General features: G+C 65.3%; 20 protein-coding genes. 14 read left to right on the top strand and 6 right to left on the bottom strand.

What is annotated here, in order from left to right; genetic code table 11:
* The first annotated feature begins 190 nt into the window (after positions 1–190).
* Complete coding sequence (locus GGC64_RS07540) at positions 191–1,207, top strand: DNA topoisomerase IB (RefSeq protein WP_192721773.1); 1,017 nt, start codon at positions 191–193, stop codon at positions 1,205–1,207.
* Here GGC64_RS07540 and GGC64_RS07545 read toward each other — a convergent pair.
* Entirely contained in the window at positions 1,204–2,373 is a 1,170-nt protein-coding gene (locus GGC64_RS07545) for a glycosyltransferase (RefSeq protein WP_192722450.1), read from the bottom strand. The two genes, GGC64_RS07540 and GGC64_RS07545, sit on opposite strands and share 4 nt — an antisense overlap.
* 165 nt (positions 2,374–2,538) lie before the next feature.
* On the opposite strand from GGC64_RS07545, the gene GGC64_RS07550 reads away from it, so the two are divergent.
* From GGC64_RS07550 to GGC64_RS07580, 7 genes are all read left to right on the top strand, one after another.
* Positions 2,539–2,745: a hypothetical protein gene (locus GGC64_RS07550; RefSeq protein WP_192721774.1), complete on the top strand. Its 207-nt coding sequence runs from the start codon at positions 2,539–2,541 to the stop codon at positions 2,743–2,745.
* Positions 2,742–3,587 carry an SDR family oxidoreductase gene (locus GGC64_RS07555; RefSeq protein ID WP_192721775.1) on the top strand — a complete coding sequence of 282 codons (846 nt, stop codon included), beginning with the start codon at positions 2,742–2,744 and terminating at the stop codon, positions 3,585–3,587. The genes GGC64_RS07550 and GGC64_RS07555 overlap by 4 nt, the downstream gene beginning before the upstream one ends.
* 11 nt (positions 3,588–3,598) lie before the next feature.
* A complete protein-coding gene (locus tag GGC64_RS07560; RefSeq protein ID WP_192721776.1) occupies positions 3,599–4,063 on the top strand; it encodes a hypothetical protein in 465 nt (154 codons plus the stop codon).
* Entirely contained in the window at positions 4,063–5,292 is a 1,230-nt protein-coding gene (locus GGC64_RS07565) for an Nramp family divalent metal transporter (protein ID WP_192721777.1), read from the top strand. The genes GGC64_RS07560 and GGC64_RS07565 overlap by 1 nt, the downstream gene beginning before the upstream one ends.
* Positions 5,289–5,654 (top strand): hypothetical protein, encoded by a 366-nt coding sequence (locus GGC64_RS07570; protein ID WP_192721778.1) that lies wholly within the window; start codon positions 5,289–5,291, stop codon positions 5,652–5,654. Before GGC64_RS07565 ends, GGC64_RS07570 begins: the two co-directional genes overlap by 4 nt.
* Entirely contained in the window at positions 5,641–5,982 is a 342-nt protein-coding gene (locus tag GGC64_RS07575; RefSeq protein ID WP_192721779.1) for a hypothetical protein, read from the top strand. The genes GGC64_RS07570 and GGC64_RS07575 overlap by 14 nt, the downstream gene beginning before the upstream one ends.
* Before the next feature lie 134 nt (positions 5,983–6,116).
* Positions 6,117–6,362 carry a CsbD family protein gene (locus GGC64_RS07580; RefSeq protein WP_015305316.1) on the top strand — a complete coding sequence of 82 codons (246 nt, stop codon included), beginning with the start codon at positions 6,117–6,119 and terminating at the stop codon, positions 6,360–6,362.
* A 51-nt stretch (positions 6,363–6,413) separates the two neighbouring features.
* On the opposite strand, the gene usfY is transcribed toward GGC64_RS07580, so the two are convergent.
* From usfY to GGC64_RS07595, 3 genes are all read right to left on the bottom strand, one after another.
* Positions 6,414–6,722, bottom strand: coding sequence for a protein UsfY (gene usfY / locus GGC64_RS07585; RefSeq protein ID WP_192721780.1), 309 nt, complete (start codon positions 6,720–6,722; stop codon positions 6,414–6,416).
* A 123-nt stretch (positions 6,723–6,845) separates the two neighbouring features.
* Complete coding sequence (locus tag GGC64_RS07590) at positions 6,846–7,223, bottom strand: hypothetical protein (RefSeq protein ID WP_192721781.1); 378 nt, start codon at positions 7,221–7,223, stop codon at positions 6,846–6,848.
* A gap of 79 nt (positions 7,224–7,302) precedes the next feature.
* Positions 7,303–7,983: a PAS and ANTAR domain-containing protein gene (locus GGC64_RS07595; protein WP_192721782.1), complete on the bottom strand. Its 681-nt coding sequence runs from the start codon at positions 7,981–7,983 to the stop codon at positions 7,303–7,305.
* Between the two features lie 97 nt (positions 7,984–8,080).
* Here GGC64_RS07595 and GGC64_RS07600 point away from each other — a divergent pair, with 97 nt between their 5' ends.
* Positions 8,081–8,626: a restriction endonuclease gene (locus GGC64_RS07600; RefSeq protein WP_370582057.1), complete on the top strand. Its 546-nt coding sequence runs from the start codon at positions 8,081–8,083 to the stop codon at positions 8,624–8,626.
* Here the strand turns inward: GGC64_RS07600 and lat are convergent.
* The gene (gene lat, locus GGC64_RS07605; protein WP_192721783.1) at positions 8,610–9,944 is read right to left on the bottom strand and encodes an L-lysine 6-transaminase; all 1,335 of its coding nucleotides are present in this window, start codon (positions 9,942–9,944) and stop codon (positions 8,610–8,612) included. The two genes, GGC64_RS07600 and lat, sit on opposite strands and share 17 nt — an antisense overlap.
* A 52-nt stretch (positions 9,945–9,996) precedes the next feature.
* Complete coding sequence (locus tag GGC64_RS07610) at positions 9,997–10,458, bottom strand: Lrp/AsnC family transcriptional regulator (RefSeq protein WP_192721784.1); 462 nt, start codon at positions 10,456–10,458, stop codon at positions 9,997–9,999.
* A gap of 30 nt (positions 10,459–10,488) precedes the next feature.
* Between GGC64_RS07610 and GGC64_RS07615 the strand changes: the two genes are divergently transcribed.
* The 5 genes from GGC64_RS07615 to GGC64_RS07635 are packed head-to-tail and all read left to right on the top strand — an operon-like array spanning position 10,489 to position 16,793.
* Complete coding sequence (locus GGC64_RS07615) at positions 10,489–11,691, top strand: 2-oxoadipate dioxygenase/decarboxylase family protein (RefSeq protein ID WP_192721785.1); 1,203 nt, start codon at positions 10,489–10,491, stop codon at positions 11,689–11,691.
* Positions 11,688–13,232 carry an aldehyde dehydrogenase family protein gene (locus GGC64_RS07620; protein WP_192721786.1) on the top strand — a complete coding sequence of 515 codons (1,545 nt, stop codon included), beginning with the start codon at positions 11,688–11,690 and terminating at the stop codon, positions 13,230–13,232. The genes GGC64_RS07615 and GGC64_RS07620 overlap by 4 nt, the downstream gene beginning before the upstream one ends.
* A gap of 54 nt (positions 13,233–13,286) precedes the next feature.
* The gene (locus GGC64_RS07625; protein ID WP_192721787.1) at positions 13,287–13,700 is read left to right on the top strand and encodes a hypothetical protein; all 414 of its coding nucleotides are present in this window, start codon (positions 13,287–13,289) and stop codon (positions 13,698–13,700) included.
* Entirely contained in the window at positions 13,684–14,427 is a 744-nt protein-coding gene (locus GGC64_RS07630; protein WP_192721788.1) for a beta-phosphoglucomutase family hydrolase, read from the top strand. The genes GGC64_RS07625 and GGC64_RS07630 overlap by 17 nt, the downstream gene beginning before the upstream one ends.
* Positions 14,424–16,793 carry a glycoside hydrolase family 65 protein gene (locus GGC64_RS07635; protein ID WP_192721789.1) on the top strand — a complete coding sequence of 790 codons (2,370 nt, stop codon included), beginning with the start codon at positions 14,424–14,426 and terminating at the stop codon, positions 16,791–16,793. The genes GGC64_RS07630 and GGC64_RS07635 overlap by 4 nt, the downstream gene beginning before the upstream one ends.
* The last annotated feature ends 37 nt before the right edge of the window (positions 16,794–16,830 follow it).

The raw sequence follows: 16,830 nt of genomic DNA on the forward strand, positions 1-16,830 counted from the left end.
ACCTGTCGGGGACGACGTGTGGCAACGACGGCGGCGGGGTAATCCCCCCGCCATGGACGAAGTTCGGCGACGCCGTGCGGTTGACAAGGTGATGACGCTGTGACGCCGATGGCGAGCAAGCCGACGCGCCAGTTGATGTCCTCTTCACCATGGTGCACGTGCAGTACCCCACCGTGGTTGCTCCTCAAACATGCGGCTTCGTCGTAGCGCCGTCCGCGGCCCCGGAATACGTCGGGTGCGCCGCGGCAGGGGTTTCGCCTACGAGCACCCGGACGGCACACCAGTCACCGATGCGGCCACACTGCAGCGCATTCGCGATCTGGTGATCCCGCCCGCCTGGAAGAAGGTCTGGATCTGCCCGTACCCGAACGGGCACATCCAGGCGGTCGGAACCGACGCCGCGGGCCGTCGCCAGTACCTCTACCACCAGCGATGGCGGCAGGAGCGGAACGAGGAGAAGTTCGACCGGGTGCTGGAGATGTCGGCGGCGCTTCCGGAGATGCGCCAGCGCATCGCTGCCGACCTGCGCGGCCGGGGAATGGGCCGGGATCGGGTGCTTGCCCTCGCGCTGCACCTGCTGGACCTCGGCTACTTCCGTGCCGGCGGCGAGCAGTACGCCGAGGAGCACAATTCCTATGGCATTGCCACGCTGCGCTGCGAGCACGTGGCGTTACAGAAGCAAGCTGTCGAGTTCGACTATCCGGCCAAGAGCGGGGTGCGCCGCACGCTGCTGATCGATGATCCCGAGGTGATCCGCTCGGTGCGCGCATTGATGCGCAGTCGGCCGCGGTCCGATCGATTGCTGGTGTGCCGCAACGGTTCTGACCGCATCGAACTGCATGCAGACGACCTCAACGCTCGGTTCAAGGAACTCGTCGGCGACGAGTACACGGTCAAGGACCTGCGCACCTGGCACGGCACCGTGCTCGGCGCCGCCGCATTCGCCGACGCGGACCCTCCCGTGAACAAGACTGTGATCAAGCGAGTCGAATCCGCTGTGATGAAGGAGGTTTCAGAAGAACTCGGCAACACGCCGGCGGTAGCACGGTCGTCTTACGTCGACCCGCGGGTGGTCGAGGGATACGAGGCCGGCTTGACCATTGCCGCGGGTGTGCGTCGAGCCGACCGCACCAGGGTCCCCGCCAAGCGGCAGGCCATCCTTGAAAGCAGCACCGCGAGGCTGATCCGCAAGGTGGCCAAGGGCTAGCCAGTGGCGGCTTCCGGCTTGCTCTCCGCCAATATCGACGCATGGTAGAGGCGGACGGTGTCCTCGGCGATCCGGTCCCAGTTGTAGCGGGCCACCACACGATCACGTCCGGCACCGCCGAGGCTGCGCCGCAAGAAGGAGTCGCGTAGCAGCAGGTTCACCGCGGCCGCGAGTTGCCGAGGATGCTGGTGTTCGACCAAGCGGCCCGTCACGTCGTCGATGACGATGTCGACCAGTGCGCCCGCCGCAGACGCCACCACGGGCACGCCGCAGGCCATGGCTTTCAGCGCTACGACGCCGGACGACCCGCCGGCAGGGGTACACGCGACCACATCGGCGGACCGCAGCAGCCCCGGCATATCGTCGGGTGCAACTGCACCGTGCAGTCGTAACCGGTCGGCGACACCCAACTGTGTCGCGAGGCCGCGAAGCCGGGACGCCTCGGCGCGGGACTCCCCGGCGACGCTCCCCCCGACGACGACGAATTCGGCGTCGGGGATGTAGGGCAGAGCGTGAATCACGGTCTCGAACCCATTGCCTGCCAACAGCTTTCCGACGCTGACAATGCGATGCATCTCGGTTCGCGGCGCTTGTGGCCCATTTGGGGTAAACCGGCTGACGTCGACACCGGACGGAATCACAGATGTGCCTCTTCGCGGCCGTCCCATCCGAGTCAACTCGAACGCCTCCGCCTGACAACTCGCCGACACCTGCGTCGCGGCCTTGGCCAGCTTCGACTCCAACCGGCGTCGCGGCCCATCCGTGCCCAAGCCGTGAAAAGTCAACACGGTCGGCAGTCCGAACTGACGTGCCACGAGTTCGGCCACGAGGCCCGACGTCCAGAAGTGCGCGTGGGTGAGATCGGGCGCGCCGTGGGTCCAGTCTGCCGCAAGATATTGGGCAAACGAACTCATCGCGGGTAGCAGCTCGTCGCCGACGAGGCGCTTTGGCGGACCGGCGGGCACCTGAATAACGTTGTAGCCCTGTGGTGTTTCGGCACGCTCGGGCAGATGAGGGTCGTCACGGCGGGTGTAGACCGTCACTCGATGTCCACGCCGGGCAAGTGCGGCGGAAAGGTCTGCAACGTGCGCACTTTGCTCGTCGGCCGCATCGCCCGCCGTCGCCGCGAGCGGGTTTGCGTGGGCCGAGATCATCGCGATGGTCACAGGCTCGTCGATGACGCCATGAGTCACGCCATCGGATAGCCGCGGCGTTTGATCCGCAAACTGTCGAGGGTTCGCTGTTCGCAATCCGGATTCACAGGTTCGCTTTCGGGATCAAAGGTGGGCCGCAGCGGTTTTCACCGAGATTGCACCGGGTATTCCGCGGCCATGCAAGACAACGAGCAGCTCCCCGACGACGTCCCGGTCGCCGATGCAGTCGAGCAGCACCGGCCAGCCAGCGAATCGGTTCCCGACGAAGAGGCTACCGTCGAGCCGTCGCAGGACGCGCCACTGGAGGCGGCGGGCGCCGACTGGCAGGAACAGCTCGAAACCGTTGAGCTGGACCCGGAGTTCGATGAGGTCGACCGGCCATGACCGATCCCGACGGTGTCATTTCCTACCCAGGCGAGACGTCCGAAATGGACGAACAGCCGCGCGACGAAATGCGCGAGTACGTCGGACGCGACCTGTTGCACGGCAAGTGCGCGCTAATCACTGGCGGGGATTCCGGTATCGGACGCGCGGTCGCGGTGGCGTTCGCGAAGGAAGGTGCAGACGTCGCGATCGCCTACCTCGAGGAAAACGACGACGCGGCGCACACCGCCGAGCTGGTCGAACACGCTGGGCGACGCTGCGTGCGGTTGCCTGGCGACCTCGCAGATCCAGCGCACTGCCGCGCGATCGTCGAGCGCACTACCGAAGCGTTGGGTGGGCTCGACATCCTGGTGAACAACGTCGCGTATCAAAACCCCACCGACAAGTTCACCGACATCTCCGACGACCAGTGGCGTCGCACCTTCGCGGTGAACATCGACAGTTTCTTCCACGTCACGAAAGCAGCGCTCGAGCACATTCCCGACGGCGGCGCGATCATCAACACGGGTTCGATCAACGGCCTTCGGGGCAACAAGACGCTGATTGACTACTCCGCGACCAAGGGTGCGGTGCTGGCGCTGACGTATTCGCTTGCCCAATCGCTTGCAGAGCGCCGCATCCGCGTCAACTGTGTTGCGCCCGGCCCGGTGTGGACACCTCTGATTCCCGCGACCATGGATACTGAAAAAGTCGAATCATTCGGCGAGCAGACGCCTTTCGGGCGCGCGGCTCAACCCGACGAGATCGCGCCCTCCTACGTGTTTTTCGCCGCGGCGCAGATGTCGTCCTATTACAGCGGCGAGGTACTTGCCCCCATCGGCGGTGAGACGCTTCCCGGCTGACAGGAGCCGCGATGGCACAACAAGGTGAGCGTCTGCGACGGTGGCGCACCCTGGCTCTTCTCGCGGCGTTCTTCGTCGGTCTCGGCCTGTTGTTGACGCAGTGTCCTGCGAACAGGGACGGTATGCCTGGCCAACTGGCGCAATCCATGGATGAGACCGTGAACTCTGCGCGCAGTGGCGCCCTTGCCATCGACCTCTGGCTGCAGCGACGGTCCACGAATCAACTTGCCAGCGTGCAGATCTCGGATGCCCGTGATGAAGTGGTGAAAGCGTACAAGGGAGTTGCGCAGCTGAGGGCCGAAGACCCCGCGGACATCAGGCGTCAGCAGATGCTCACGCAGTCGATGACCAAGATCATCGGCCAGCTCAATGCTGCATCGGCCACGCTGCGCACGATTACCCGCGAGCCAACCTTGGACTCGGTGCGTGCCAGCCTGCTGGCGTCGGCCGATGCACTGGAGTCGGGATACCGCTGATGAAGAAGATATTCGCGGTAGCCCTTGGCATCCTCACCGCAATCGGCGGCTTTCTCGACATCGGCGACCTGGTGATGAATGCCGTCGTCGGTTCCCGGTTCGGGTTGGCGCTCGCTTGGGTCGTGGTAGTCGGAATCGTCGGCATCTGTTTGTTCGCCGAGATGGCCGGCCGCGTCGCCGTCGTCAGTGGTCGGGCAACCTTTGAAATCATCCGGGAACGGTTGGGGCCCAAGATGGCCGGCGCGAACCTGGGTGCGTCGTTCTTCATCAACATGATGACATTGACGGCCGAGATCGGTGGCGTCGCACTCGCGTTGCAATTGGCCACCGATGTGGGCCGATTCATGTGGATTCCGGTCGCCGCATTCGCGGTCTGGGTGGTGATCTGGCGCGTGGGCTTCCAGGTCATGGAAAACGTGACCGGTCTGCTCGGCCTGTGCCTCATCGTGTTCGCCGTCGCCGTCTTTCTGCTGCACCCGAATTGGGGCGATCTCGCCCACCAAGCTGCCGCGCCCGTGATTCCGGAAAAGGAATCGGCGGCCATGTATTGGTATTTCGCGATTGGACTGTTCGGTGCCGCGATGACGCCCTACGAGGTCTTCTTCTTCTCGTCCGGCGCGGTCGAAGAGCGTTGGACCGACAAGGATCTGGGCACCGCCAGGCTCAACGTGATGGTCGGCTTCCCATTGGGTGGCATTCTTTCGATCGCCATCGCGGCCTGTGCGGCGGTCGTGCTGCTGCCCGCCCAGATCGAAGTGACTTCGCTTTCGCAGATCGTCATGCCGGTCGTGGCGGCGGGCGGCAAGCTCGCCTTGGCCTTCGCGATCGTCGGCATCGTCGCCGCCACCTTCGGTGCAGCCCTGGAGACCACGCTTTCGGCCGGTTACATCATCGCCCAATTTCTGGGCTGGCCATGGGGCAAATTCCGCCGTCCGGCGCAAGCCGCGCGCTTCCACGTGTTGATGTTCGTCGCCATCGTGCTCGGCGTCGCGGTGCTGTTCACCGGCGTCGACCCGATCATGGTCACGGAGTATTCGGTGGTGTTCTCCGCCATCGCTTTGCCCCTGACCTATCTACCGATCCTCATCGTGGCCAACGATTCTCAGTACATGGGCGAAAAAACGAACGGGCGCCTGATCAATGCGCTCGGCTCGGTGTACCTGGTGATCATCCTGGCCGCCTCGCTGGCTGCCATTCCTCTGATGATCGTGACGGGAGCAGGACAATGACCACACTCGACGCGCGACTGCACCTACTGGACCGCCAATTGCTCGACGATGACGACGCTCCCGTCGGCATCGTCGATGACCTCGAGCTCAGCGATTTCGATGTGGACAAAGACATCCCGTCGGGCACGCCTGCCCCGCGGGTGACCGGCATCCTGTCTGGCCGAGTGGTCGCTACTCGCATCTTCGGCGGATCACCGCCGCGGTCGCGGCTCCAGGAAATTCCATGGAATCTCGTCGATTCTGTCGGCACGGTGATAAAGCTCAAGCCGACCGAGATGACATTCGACGTCGGGTGGGTCGAGCGGTGGTTGCGTGACCGCATCATCAAACACATCCCCGGGGGCAGGCATGCAACTGAGTAGCTTGTTGGGCCTGCGCGTCATGGATGCGGCACAACACCCGGTCGGCACCGTCGTCGATGTTCGGCTCACCATGACCGGCGACCGCGAGCACGGCCCGGCAGCGCCCCGGGTGCTGGGGCTGGTGATCAGCCCCCACACGAGGTCCGCGTTCCTGGGATACGAACGCTCCGATGCAGACGCACCTGTGATGCTTGCCTCACTGCTGCGCTGGCGGCATCGCGGCACCTTCCTCGCCGCCTGGGAGGACGTGGCGCGGGTCGGGTCTGACCTGGTCAAGCTGCGCGCCGGGTACACCCGCCAATCTGCGGTTCTCCGCCAAGGTGATTGATCGTCACGTTTAGCCCCCCGGCCGGACCGGGAACCCCGCAATCACGTGGGGAGATTCCCCTCGTGCCGCCCGCAAGGGCTGACGCTCAAGAAGTGGGCAACGACCGATCCAGCCAAATACGCGGAAAGGTAAGCATGACCGACAAGAAGAACACCGGTCCTGAAGAAGGCATCAAGGGCGTCGTCGAGGACGTCAAGGGCAAGGCCAAGGAAGCGGTCGGCACTGTGACGGGCCGCGACGACATGGTCCGCGAGGGCAAGGCTCAGCAGGACAAGGCCGACGCTCAGCAGGACGTCGCGAAGAAGGAAGCGCAGGCCGACTCGGCTCGCGCAGGCGCCAAGGCTGCCGAGAAACGCCAGGAAGCCGAGCAGCGTCCGTAAGCACTCGATGGAAAAGGCCCAGCCGATCGGCTGGGCCTTTTTCTTATGCCGTCAACTACTGGGGCGCTGTCGATGCGCATCGGGATGCTCTGCGTACCAACGCTCTTCGATACGACGCACGCGCATGTGCTCGATCAGCAGCCAGCCCGCGCCGATGATGAAACCCGCGCCGGCAAGAGACGACAGTGTCAATCCGACGTCATGGTGCCCAGTGGCGAACGCCGCAAGGCACGACACGAAAAGCACCAGGGCAACGCCGATCACGATGAGCCCCGGCATGATCTTGTTGTCCTTCATCGACTCGCCGGCATGTGGCCGTGTTGTCCTCGCGTGGTCGACGGGATCCTTTGGGCCCTTCATCGGTACTCCTCTCTCGGATACCTACACCCGCCAAACAGGGGCTGATTTCAACGGTAGGCCTACCCGACACCGTTATGGGGAAAACGCCAGGTAAAGCCGACTTCTCGTCGGTAATGGCGGCTCTCAGGCGCCGAAAACGGCAGGGCCCGCCAGGGTCGGCATGCTCATCGTCAGCACCACCAGCATCAAGGTGAACAGGAACCACCCTGCGCCCTGCCATGCCCACCAGTTCTTGTGGCTGCGCCAGGTCTGATAGGTGCGGACAAAGGACCGCAGTCCGCCGACCAGCAGGATGATCGGCGCACCGACGGCGAGCAGGGTGCGCTGAGGTACGCCGCACGCCGCGGTGTCCGCTGTCGCGCCGTTGCATGTGCTGACCCATAGGGCTGCGGTGACAAGATACGCCACCGCGAGCAACACGACCACGAGAGCAAACCGCAGGGCCGCTCGCACGTTTGCGTCGTCGTGTTGCACGTCGTTGGGGCTATGAGAGACAGCCACTTCCGCACTCCAAATTCGCTGCTAGACCACCCGCAATCAGATGTCGGACAGAATTCCCTGTCCATACAGCGAATAAACCTCAGGATTCGACGCGGTAATGCGCCGTCAGCAGCAACCTGTCGTAGACCGCGCGGGCCGGCAGCACCTCGTCATAGGGGAGGTCGAGGAAGTCTTTCGCGATTTGCTCCGCCAGCGCGCGCAGTTTGGTGTTGGTTTCCTGCGAACGCCATTTCAGCAGCTCGAACGCGGAGTCGGCGCTGATCCGGTAGATCAGCATCAGCATGCCCTTGGCCTGTTCGATGCCGCTTCGGGCCTCGGCGATCTCGGCCACCGCCTCCGAGACGCTCTCATCGTGGGCCTCTTGGACGGTCGGCGTGACGTCGACGTAGAAGCCGTGGGTGCCGATGACCACACCGGCGTCGTCGAAGATCTGGTCACCGACGACCACGACATGGTGGACATCGCCTCTGGTGTCGATGATCCGATGCCGGGTCGAGAAAGCCCCCGCGGTGCGCCGGATCTCGTCCAACGTGTCGGCGACCTGTCCGTAGTCGTCTGGATGCTTGTGCGACAGCACAAGGTCGGTGGTCGGATGCACAGTCCCTGGCTGATAGCCGTGCATGTGCTCGACCTGAGGTGACCACTCCCAGCGCTCGTCGGCGAAATAAAACCGGAACCAACCGATGCGCTGGGGCTCGCCGCCTGCCAGTGCGTGCTCGACGGGCGTTTGCCCCTCGAGGTCGGTCAGCTCATCGGTCATGATGCGAGATTAACCCCGCTAACGACGGCGCTGCATCCAAGCTCGTCGAGTAGTTCGCTATCCGGACAGACGACTGCTGTCGGCCCTGGCTCGTAGCATTCGGCCCGTGAGGTTGAAGGTGTATCTCTTTGCCGGGGTCGTATCAAGTGTCGCCGCATACCTTCTCGGCCTCGCCCCGGCATGGAGTCTAGTGGTCGGCACACTCGCGCCTGCGGCGCTCGCGGCGCTGCCTCACTTCCTACGTGGCGCTCTGGCCGGCCTTCGCACTCACGACGACACCGCGGCCGAAATGTCGGGAATAGAATTCGAGGACTACGTCGCGCGGGTGGTCCGGTCGTGTGGCGTCCCGGTGATCATGACGTCGGTGACAGGCGACTGGGGCGTCGACATCATTGTCGGTCGACGGCCCAATCGTCTTGCGATTCAATGCAAGCGGCAGGCCCGGCCGGTCGGAACGAGTGCCATTCAGGAAGTGGTGGCTGGCGCGCCCATGCAGGATTGCGCAAAGACGATGGTGGTGACCAACCACGAATTCACGCCTGCGGCACGCAAACTCGCGGAGTTGCACGGCTGCGAGCTCGTCGGCCGAACCGAACTGACCCGGTTGCGGTCGACGATTCGCCGGCTCACCGCATCTGGTTGAGCACCTGGCGCACCGCTTCCACGGCGACGTCGATCTCCTCGCGCGAAACCGTCAGCGCCGGACGGAACCGCACGCTGTCGGCGCCGCTGGCCAGCATGATGACCCGGCGGTCCCAGAGCCGACGGATCAGCTCGTCGCGCTCAGCGCCGCTCGGCAGGCTGAACGCGCACATCAGCCCGCGGCCACGCACGTCGAGCACCAAGCCCGGGAATTCCGTTGCCAGATTCTCGAGGCGGTCCAGCAGATAGCGGCCCGCCTTGGCAGCCCGCAACATCAAATCCTCGGCCTCGATGGTCTCCAGGATGCGGCGCGACCGCACCATGTCGACCAGGTTGCCGCCCCACGTGGAGTTGATCCGCGAGCTGACGGCGAACACGTTCTCGGGCACCTCGTCGACCCGGCGGCCGGCCATGATGCCGCAGACCTGAGTCTTCTTGCCGAAGGCGACGACGTCGGGCGCGACGCCCAATTGCTGGTAGGCCCAAGGGGTTCCGGTCAGTCCGCAACCGGTCTGCACCTCGTCGAAGATCAGCAGTGCGTCGAACTCGTCGCACAGCTCGCGCATTGCCGCGAAGAACTGCGGACGGAAGTGCCTGTCGCCGCCCTCCCCCTGGATCGGCTCGGCGATGAAGCAGGCGATGTCGTGTGGATGTGCCTCGAATGCCGCGCGGGCCTGACGCAGTGTCTCGGCCTCGACGGCGTCCATGGCCGCCTCATCCATGCCAGGCCGGATGACTGGCGCGTCGATGCGGGGCCAGTCGAACTTGGGGAACCGCGCGACCTTGTTGGGGTCGGTGTTGGTCAGTGACAGCGTGTAGCCGCTGCGGCCGTGGAACGCGCCGCGCAGATGCAACACCCTGGTGCCGAGTTCGGGATCCCGGCCGTGCGCCTCGTTGTGACGACTCTTCCAGTCGAACGCCACCTTCAGTGCGTTCTCGACAGCGAGCGCTCCGCCGTCGACGAAGAACAGGTGCGGCAACGCCGGGTCGCCGAGCACGCGGGCGAACGTGTCGACGAAGCGGGCCATCGGCACGCTGTAGACATCGGAGTTGCTCGGCTTGTTCACCGCCGCCTGTGCGAGCTCAGCGCGAAACGCCTCGTCGTCGGCCAACGCGGGGTGGTTCATCCCAAGCGCGGAGGACGCGAAGAAGGTGAACATGTCGAGGTAGCGCTCGCCGGTACGCGCGTCCACCAGATACGAGCCCGAGGACTGGTCGATGTCGAGGACGAAGTCCAGCCCATCGGCCAGGATGCTGCGGGCGAGCACCTTGCGGACGTCATCGGGGCGCAGGGCAGCAGGTGTCAGCACAGCGGTCATGAGACCATCTTAACAAACTTTTTACGGCATGCTACCCGGTCAGCAGGAACTATTACGGCATGATTTCGCGTCCGGAGTAAAAAGTCTGTAAGATGATGGTGCTTCGGGTGCGCACGTTCGCCGTCGTCCGGATCTGTTGCAACAAGTCTTCAAGCGCGCGCGGAGACTCGACACGTACGAGCAGGACGTAGCTCTCATCACCGGCCACCGAGTGACACGACACGATGGCCGGTATGTGTTCGAGCCGGGCAGGCGCATCATCGGGTTGAGAGGGATCGAGAGGAGTGATGGCCACGAACGCCGACAGCATCTTGCCGACGGCCTCAGGGTCGATCCGGGCGGTGTATCCGGTCACCACCCCGCGTGATTCGAGCCGGCGCACCCGGGACTGGACTGCCGACACCGACAGCCCGGCTGTTGCCGCGAGATGGGCCAGCGTCGCCCGCCCGTCGGCGACCAGTTCGCGCACCAAGATGCGATCGATCTCGTCGAGGTGTTCAGCGGCCTCCACCATGGCCGCACTGTATCCGAGGCGGTGCACATCGTGAGCCGCCGTATCGAAACTTGGCAGCTGCGCGCGAAATTCGCCGCAGCGCTGTCGCGCCTCTACGGCGCCGAGGTGCCTGCCTACACCACGCTCGTCGACGTCAGTGCCGAGGTGAACCGGGAACTGGGCGCATCTGATCGAGTGACGGCCGAACGCCACGGCGCGATCCGCGTCGGCGGCGTGCGTGAACTGGCCGACGCCGCCGACCTGTTCGCCGCGTTCGGCATGTATCCGGTCGGCTTCTACGATCTGCGCGATGCCGCCTCGCCGGTTCCGGTGGTGTCCACCGCGTTTCGGCCGATCGACACCGGCGAGTTGGCCCGCAATCCGTTCCGCGTGTTCACCTCGATGCTGGCGACTGCCGACGCGCGGTTCTTCTCCCCTGACTTGCGAGAGCGCGTCGAGCGGTTCATCGGCGCGCGGCAGTTGTTCGACCCCGCGCTGATCGCCGAGGCGCGACGCATCGCGGAGGACGGCGGGGCCGACTTCGCACGGGCCGAGCGGTTCGTGGCAGCGGCGGTATCCGCCTTCGCGCTGTCTCGTGAGCCGATCGACCGCGGCTGGTACGACGAATTGGCGCGCGTCTCGGCGGTGGCCGCCGACATCGCCGGTGTTCGTACCACCCACATCAACCACCTGACGCCGCGCGTGCTCGACATCGATGAGCTGTACCGGCGGATGACCGCCCGCGGCATCACCATGATCGATGCGATCCAGGGCCCGCCCGCCGGGGATGGTCCCGATGTGTTGTTGCGCCAGACGTCATTTCGGGCGCTGGCCGAGCCGCGCCGCTTCAGAGAAGCCGACGGCACCGTGGTCGACGGCACACTGCGGGTGCGGTTCGGTGAGGTCGAGGCGCGTGGCGTCGCGCTGACCCCGAAGGGCCGGGAACGCTACGACGCGGCGATGGCCGCACCGAATCCTGCCGCCGAGTGGGCTGACTTCTTCCCAGTTACCCACGAGGAAATGGCGGCCGAGGGGCTCGCCTACTACCACGGTGGCGATCCGGCGAAACCCGTTGTGTACGAGGACTTCCTGCCTGCCTCCGCGGCCGGCATCTTCCGGTCGAATCTCGATACCGACACCAACGCCGTCGAGGCGGCAGATGATTCGGAGTACAGCCTGCACTGGCTTGCCGGCCGGCTCGGACACCACATCCACGACCCCTACGAGCTCTACGAGAAAGTCGCATCATCATGACCACTGCTCAGAAATCGAAGCTTCCGACCGCCGAGGACCTGCGTGCGCAGGCCCGCGACGCGCTCAGCGCCGTCGGCTCGCACGTATCGCTCGGCGACCCGGGCGGCGACGGATTGCAGGCCAGCACGCCCATCACCGGCGAGGTGTTGTTCACCGTCGCCGAGTCAACACCTGAACAGGCTGAGGCCGCGATAGCACAAGCCGCGCAAGCGTTTACGACATGGCGCACCACCCCGGCTCCCGTGCGGGGCGCGCTGGTGGCCCGGCTTGGCGAGCTGCTCGTCGAGCACAAGGCTGATCTCGCCACGCTCGTCACGCTCGAGGCGGGCAAGATCACGTCCGAGGCCCTCGGCGAGGTGCAGGAGATGATCGACATCTGCGAGTTCGCGGTCGGCCTGTCGCGACAGCTGTACGGCAAGACGATTGCGTCGGAGCGGCCGGGGCACCGGTTGATGGAGACGTGGCATCCGCTGGGTGTCGTCGGTGTGATCACGGCGTTCAACTTCCCGGTCGCCGTGTGGGCGTGGAATACCGCGATCGCGTTGGTGTGCGGGGACACCGTGGTGTGGAAGCCCTCGGAGTTGACGCCGCTGACCGCACTGGCATGCCAGGCGCTGATCGAGCGGGCCGCGGCCGATGTCGGGGCGCCGGCGGAGGTCAGCAGGCTGGTGCAGGGTGGCCGCGAGGTCGGCGAACGACTGGTCGACGATCCTCGGGTGGCGCTGCTGAGCGCGACCGGATCGGTGCGAATGGGCCAGCAGGTCGGCCCGCGGGTGGCGCAGCGGTTCGGCAAGGCGCTGCTGGAACTGGGCGGCAACAACGCCGCGATCGTCACCCCGTCGGCCGATCTGGACCTTGCTGTGCGGGGCATCGTGTTCTCGGCGGCGGGCACCGCAGGTCAGCGGTGTACCACGCTGCGCAGGCTGATCGTGCATTCCTCGATCGCCGACGAGCTGGTCGGCCGGATCGCGAACGCCTACCGGCAGCTGCCGGTCGGTGATCCGGCGGCCGACGGCACGCTGGTGGGTCCGCTGATTCACGAGACCGCCTACCGCGACATGGTGCGCGCGCTCGAACAGGCCCGCGCCGACGGTGGCGAGGTTGTCGGCGGCGAGCGCCACGACGTGGGTGACGAAAACGCGTACTACGTGGCACCCGCGGTGGTGCGGATGCCGTCGCAGACCGCCGTGGTGCATTCGGAGACGTTCGCGCCGATTCTCTACGTGCTGACCTATGACGACCTCGACGAGGCCATCGCGTTGAACAATGCTGTGCCGCAAGGTCTTTCATCGGCGATCTTCACCCTCGACGTGCGGGAGGCCGAGCGTTTCATGGCAGCCGACGGGTCGGACTGCGGTATCGCGAACGTCAACATCGGCACGTCGGGCGCGGAGATCGGCGGCGCGTTCGGCGGAGAGAAGCAGACCGGCGGCGGCCGCGAGTCAGGTTCGGACGCGTGGAAGGCGTACATGCGTCGGGCCACCAACACCGTCAATTACTCGTCAGAGCTGCCGCTGGCCCAAGGCGTGCATTTCGGCTAACCCTGCGCGTGCCGCGGGCGTTTTGATGTCAGGCGGTCGGGTCACTCTACGACCATGCGAAACCACAATTCGCGCGTAATTGCCATGGTCGGCGTGGTGGTGGCGGCGGTCGCAGCGGCCCTTCTGGTGATGCCCGCCGCACGTCAACTCGGCCCGGCGAGTGGAATGTTGACGGCGGCCGCGATCATCGGGATACCTGTCCTTCTGGTGCTGGCGGCCACGGGTGCCCCGCACTACGGCGCGCTCACCAGCTGCGTGATCGCCGTCGTGATAGCGGCCATCGCCTGCGTGGTCTCCTGGGTCATCGCCGCCGTCGCGTTCGCGACGGCACTGTCGGGTTCGGCGACGGGGCTGCTGCCGGCCGTTGTGCTTTTCGGCGGTCCAGCACTGTGCGTGCTGATCCTGGGACTGGTTGCGCTGCGCGTCGTGCACCCCAGCATCAGCAGGGACGATGCTCGGGTTGCCTGACGGCGTGCGCGCCTGCCTGTTCGACCTCGACGGCGTGCTGACCGACACGGCGAGTGTGCACAAGAAGGCCTGGAAGGCCATGTTCGATTCCTACCTGCGGGAGCGGGCGAATCGAACCGGAGATCCGTTCGTCGAATTCGATATCGACTCCGACTACTTGACCTACGTCGACGGCAAGAAACGCGAAGACGGAGTGCGAACGTTCCTGTCGTCGCGCGGCATCACATTGCCCGAGGGCGATCCCGACGACGACTCGTCGCAAGAAACAGTGAACGGGTTGGGCAATCGGAAGAACGACCTGTTTCACCAGACCATTCGTGAGGACGGCGTCAAGGTATTCGAAGGTTCACGACGCTATCTGGAGGCGGTCGCCGACGCGGGCTTCGCGGTGGCCGTGGTGTCCTCCAGCGCCAACACCCGTGAGGTGCTCGAAGTCACCGGACTGGACAAATTCGTTCAGCAGCGGGTGGACGGCAGGACGATGCGCGAGGAACACATCGAAGGCAAGCCGGCCCCCGACTCGTTCCTGCGGGCAGGCGAATTGCTTGGCGTAGCGCCTGCCGAGGCCGCGGTCTTCGAAGACGCGCTGGCCGGCGTCGAGGCGGGCAAGCGCGGAGACTTCGGCTGCGTCGTCGGCGTAGATCGTGTCGGCCAAGCAGAAGCGTTGCGCCGCAACGGCGCCAGCGTCGTCGTTGCCGACCTGGCCGAATTGCTGCCGAACCGATGATCACCGAACAGACGTTCCCCGTAGAGCCGTGGTGCATCCGCGAGACGACACTCGATCTCAATCTGCTTGCGCAAAGCGAGTCGGTTTTCGCGTTGTCCAACGGCCACATCGGGCTGCGGGGCAACCTCGACGAGGGCGAGCCGTACGGGTTGCCAGGAACCTATCTCAACTCGTTCTACGAGACGCGGCCGCTGCCGTACGCGGAAGCTGGATACAGCTATCCGGAGGACGGTCAGTCTGTAGTCGACGTGACCAACGGCAAGATTCTGCGGCTGCTCGTCGACGATGAACCGTTCGATGTGCGCTACGGCGAACTCGAGGAACATGAACGCGTGCTTGACCTACGCGCGGGCACTCTGACGCGGCAGGTGTGTTGGACGTCGCCTGCGGGCAAGCGGATACGGCTTCGCACCACCCGGCTGGTGTCGCTGGCGCAACGGAGTGTGGCTGCCATCGAATACGTGGTCGAGGCTGTCGACGAATTCTCGCGCATGACGGTGCAATCGGAGCTCGTCGCCAACGAGGACCAGCCGAAGCCCTCGGCCGATCCGCGGGTCGCCGCGATGCTGCTCAATCCGCTGGAGGCCGTGCAGCACGACGCCGGCAAGCAGGGAGCGCTGCTCGTGCACCGCACCAGGAGCAGCCGGTTGATGATGGCCGCCGCGATGCAACACCAGATCGACGTGCCGGGCCGCGTTGAAGCGGAAACCGAGGCCGGTGAGGACTGGGCGAGAACGACCGTCATCTGCGGCCTTCGGCCCGGTCAGAAGTTGCGCATCGTGAAGTTCCTCGCCTACGGATGGTCGAGCCTGCGGTCGCGACCCGCGCTGCGCGATCAGGTGCTCGGCGCTGTCGCAGGAGCCGAGTACTGCGGCTGGGACGGCCTGCTGAAGTCACAGCGGGACTATCTCGACGAGTTCTGGGACTGCGCGGACGTCGAAGTCGAAGGCGACGCCGATTGCCAGCAGGCCGTGCGCTTCGGCCTGTTTCACGTGCTGCAGGCCAGCGCGCGGGCCGAGCGCCGCGCGATTCCCGGCAAGGGCCTCACGGGCACCGGCTATGACGGCCACACCTTCTGGGACACAGAGGGTTTCGTCCTTCCCGTGCTCACTTACACCGCGCCACACGCCGCCGCCGATGCATTGCGCTGGCGCGCCTCGACCCTCGATCTCGCGCGTGAACGGGCCGCAGAACTGGATCTCGCAGGCGCGGCATTTCCTTGGCGGACCATCCGCGGCCAGGAGTGCTCGGCATACTGGCCCGCAGGCACCGCGGCTTGGCACATCAACGCCGACATCGCGATGGCATTCGAACGGTATCGCGTTGTCACAGGCGATGATTCGCTGGAGGTCGAGTGCGGCCTGACGGTGCTCGTCGAAACCGCGCGGCTATGGATGTCGCTGGGCCATCACGACCGGCACGGGATCTGGCACCTCGACGGCGTCACCGGTCCTGACGAGTACACGGCGATCGTTCGGGACAACGTGTTCACCAATCTGATGGCGGCACACAACCTTCGGACCGCCGCCGAGGCCTGCAGCCGTCACCCCGAAGCCGCAGCCACCCTGGGTGTCGGGTCCGAGGAGACCGCCGCGTGGCGCGACGCGGCGGCCGCGGTGAACATCCCCTACGACAAGGAACTCGGCGTCCATCAACAGTGCGAGGGGTTCACCACCCTGCGCGAATGGAACTTCACGGAGAACACGTCCTATCCGCTGCTGCTGAACGAGCCCTATGTGCGGCTGTACCCGTCGCAAGTGGTCAAACAGGCCGATCTCACGCTCGCGATGCACTGGCGCAGCCAGGAGTTCACCGCCGAGCAGAAGGCCCACAACGTCGACTATTACGAGCGGCGCATCACCAGGGACTCGTCACTGTCAGCCTGCACGCAGGCCGTGATGTGCGCCGAGGTGGGCCATCTGGAACTGGCCCACGACTACCTCTACGAAGCAGCACTGATCGACCTGCGGGACCTGCATCACAACACCCGCGACGGGCTGCACATGGCGTCGTTGGCCGGGGCGTGGACGGCGTTGGTCGCAGGCTTCGGCGGCCTGCGCGACGACGGCGGCGACCTCGCGTTGGATCCGCAGCTGCCCGACGGCATATCGCGATTGCGATTTCGGCTGCGCTGGAAGAACTTCCGATTGACCGTTGACGTCGACCACGACGAGGTGACCTACGCGCTGCGGGACGGACCCGGCCATCAGCTGACTATCCGCCACGCAGGCGAGAAGCTTGACCTGAACACCGACTCGCCGACGACCGTGGCGATACAACGTCGTAAGCCGCTGTTGCCCACGCCGACACAGGCCCCCGGCCGCGAACCGATTCGTCGACCGACCCTCGGCACGTTGCTCGACTAAAACGTGTTGCGTTCGTCCTCGCCGCAGCGGACCATTT

Origin of the sequence: Mycobacterium sp. OAS707, from assembly GCF_014873705.1 — a bacterium.
GTDB lineage: Bacteria > Actinomycetota > Actinomycetes > Mycobacteriales > Mycobacteriaceae > Mycobacterium.